The sequence below is a fragment of the Kitasatospora sp. NPDC057500 genome (genome assembly GCF_042802195.1).
Taxonomy (GTDB): domain Bacteria; phylum Actinomycetota; class Actinomycetes; order Streptomycetales; family Streptomycetaceae; genus Kitasatospora.
On the sequence record NZ_JBHVER010000385.1, the window covers coordinates 1 to 3159 of the forward strand.

2 protein-coding genes are annotated in these 3159 nt (G+C 71.4%); one reads left to right on the forward strand and one right to left on the reverse strand.

Annotated elements, in window-relative coordinates:
* Positions 1 to 53: 53 nt before the first annotated feature.
* The gene (locus ACFU74_RS36685; RefSeq protein ID WP_380764470.1) at positions 54 to 1355 is read right to left on the reverse strand and encodes a discoidin domain-containing protein; all 1302 of its coding nucleotides are present in this window, start codon (positions 1353 to 1355) and stop codon (positions 54 to 56) included.
* Between the two features lie 345 nt (positions 1356 to 1700).
* Between ACFU74_RS36685 and ACFU74_RS36690 the strand changes: the two genes are divergently transcribed.
* Positions 1701 to 3071, forward strand: a complete 1371-nt coding sequence (locus ACFU74_RS36690; RefSeq protein WP_380764471.1) for a rhodanese-like domain-containing protein — start codon at positions 1701 to 1703, stop codon at positions 3069 to 3071.
* The last annotated feature ends 88 nt before the right edge of the window (positions 3072 to 3159 follow it).

Below are 3159 nucleotides of genomic sequence, written 5' to 3' on the forward strand. Positions count from 1 at the left end.
GCCGGGGCGGGGCGGCGCGTCCGGACGGCGGCCGGTGGTGGCCAGGTACATCATCAGTGGCAGTTGTAGGTCGGGCCGGTGTCCTTGACCTGGCCGTCCGTGCCGACGTAGCTCCAGCCGTACCCGGCGTCGGTGAAGTCCAGCTTCAGCACGCCGTAGTCACCGCTGATCCGCTTCTGGCTGTTGGGCTGGACCTGCTCGATCGGGTAGGGCTCGGCGCCGCCCATGCCGCCGACGATCTCGACGATGCCGTCCGCGGTGGCCCTGCCGTCCGGGTCCTGCGGGGCGAACCGCTCGTAGTGGTGGTCGTGCCCGTTCAGCACCAGGTCGGCCCGGGCGTCGTAGAGGATCCGCCACACCGGCCGGGAGACCGGGTCGTTGCCGTGCCCGCCCGAGGAGTACAGCGGGTGGTGCCAGTAGGCGGCGACGCACTTCTTGGAGTTGGCCGCCAGGTCGGCCTTCAGCCAGTCGATCTGGGCGCTCTGGTCGAAGGCGTTGGAGTCCAGCGCGACGAAGTGCCAGTTGCCCTCGTCGAAGCTGTACCAGCTCTTGCCCTGCGGGTAGGCGACGGCGCCGAAGTACGACTTGTAGCCGGCCAGCGAACCGGCCGGGTCGTAGGTCTCGTGGTTGCCCGGCACCGGGTGGGTCTTCGCCTTGAACGCGCCCCAGCTCTTGTCGTAGTAGTTCTTGAAGTCCGCCAACCTGGCGTCGTCGTACTGGTTGTCGCCCATCGTCAGGTAGAACCGCGGGTTGATCCGCTGGGCCAGCGCGGCGGTCTTCGGGTGGGCGCAGCCGCTGTCCGAGGCGGTGCACTGCGCGGCGATGTCGCCGGCCGCGACCACGGTGAACGCCCCGCCCGCCGGCCCGGTGGGGGTGGGCCCGGTCGGCGACGGCGTGCTGTCCAGGACGCCGTACACCTCCAGCTCGAACAGCGAGTAGCCGTACGAGGTGCCGCGCGCCGTCCCGTACATCCGGACGTAGCGGCCCTTGCCGGTCAGGCCCGTCCAGTCGTCGGTCCCGCCGTTGCCGGCCTTCTCCTCCGCGACCGACGTCCAGGTCACCCCGTCCGCCGACACCTCCAGCCGGTACGCCTTCGCGTACGCGGCCTCCCAGCTGAGCTTGACCCGCGAGACGGTGGCACCCGCCCCGAGGTCGACCCGCAGCCACTGCGGGTCCGTGCCCTCGGCGCTCGCCCACCGCGTGGTGGCGCTGCCGTCGAAGGCCTTGCCGGCCGCGTACGACGATCCCTCCGTGGAGGAGGCCGTCGCGGCCTTCCCGCGCGAGAGCAGCGGATCGGCCGCCGCTCCCGCCTGCCCGGACAACCCGAGCACCAGACCGCCGAGCAATACCAGCACGGCGGCGAACACACCGACATGGACAGGCCTTACCGAGACATCCGGACGCATCCTTGGACTCCCCGACCTTGGGAAACGGTGAGATCTGGGCACCGGTGCGCACCACGCACACACCCACCGGCGAGGGGAGCGTAGTAGAAAGTAAAGTTTCCTGACAATAGCGGGCCCCGCACCGAACTCCCGTACGCATCAGTCGTCTTGCCCCCTCACTCCAGCCCCACCGGACGGCGGGCCCGAGGGTGTGCCGGGCGTCACCCTTCGCCGAAATTTACCCCCGGGGGTATGGTGGAAGACGTAACGGATACCCCACTGGGTATTTTGGATTCGGATGCAGGAGCGATCCACGTGTTCTTCGCCCAGTACTACCTCGACTGCCTCTCCCAGGCCTCCTACCTGGTCGCCGACGAGACCACCGGCCGCGCCGTGGTGATCGACCCGCGCCGGGACGTCGACGAGTACGTCGCCGACGCCGAGGCGCACGGGTTCACCGTCGAGGCCGTCATCAACACGCACTTCCACGCCGACTTCCTGGCCGGCCACCTGGAGCTGGCGGCCCGCACCGGCGCCTGGATCGGCTACGGGAGCAGGGCGGTCACCGAGTACCCGATCCGCAAGCTCGCCGACGGGGAGCGGATCGAACTGGGCGAGGTCGCCCTGCAGATCATGGAGACCCCCGGGCACACCCCCGAGTCGATCAGCGTCCTGGTGTACGAGCACTCCGCGGACGCCGTCCCCTACGGCGTGCTGACCGGCGACGCGCTGTTCATCGGCGACGTCGGCCGCCCCGACCTGCTGGCCTCGGCGGGCACCACGGCCGAGGAACTCGGCCGGATGCTCCACCACAGCGTCCAGCACAGGCTGATGGCCCTGCCCGACGAGGTCCGGGTCTTCCCCGCCCACGGCGCCGGCTCCTCCTGCGGCAAGAACCTCTCCACCGAGCGCCAGTCCACCATCGGCGCGCAGCGCGCCACCAACTACGCCTGCGCGCCGATGAGCGAGGAGGACTTCGTCGCCATCGTCACGGCCGGCCAGTCCGCCGCGCCCGGGTACTTCGGCCACGACGCCGCCCTCAACAAGCAGGACCGCGGCCTGTTCGACGCCGCACTCGCGAACCGCCCGCTGACCGCCGAGGAGTTCGCCGCCCACCGGCGCGAGGGCGCCGTGGTCGTCGACGCCCGCAGCCCGCAGGAGTTCGCCGCCGGACACCTGCGCGGGTCGGTCAACGTCCCCGCCGACGGCCGCTTCGCCGAACAGGCCGGCGCCGTGCTCGGCCCGGACTCCGCGCTGCTGGTCGTCGCGCCGGACGGCCGCGAGGGCGAGATCGTCACCCGCCTCGCCCGCATCGGCTTCGACCGCACCGTGGGCCACCTGGCCGAGCCCGACACCGCCCTCCCCGCGTTCGCCGAGGACCTCACCCCCGCCGCCCGCCTCACCGTCGACCAGCTGCGCACCGCCCTGGCCGCCGAACACCCCCCGCTGGTGCTCGACGTCCGCACCTGCGGCGAGCGCGCGGAGGGCGCCGTCGAGGGCTCCGTGCACATCCCGCTGAACGAGCTGCCCGGCCGCATCGAGGAGATCCCGCAGGACCGGGCGCTGGTCGTCCACTGCGCCGGCGGCCACCGCTCCTCCATCGCCGCCAGCCTGCTGCGCCACCGCGGCCTCGGCGAGGTCTCCGACCTGCTGGGCGGCTACGCCGCCTGGGACGCCGCCGCCTGAGAAAGTGTTGGGTAATTGATCAACTGTGTGCCGTGATGCGCTGGTGGTGATCTTCGCGGGCCTGGTGTCCGCGAAGATCACCGCCATG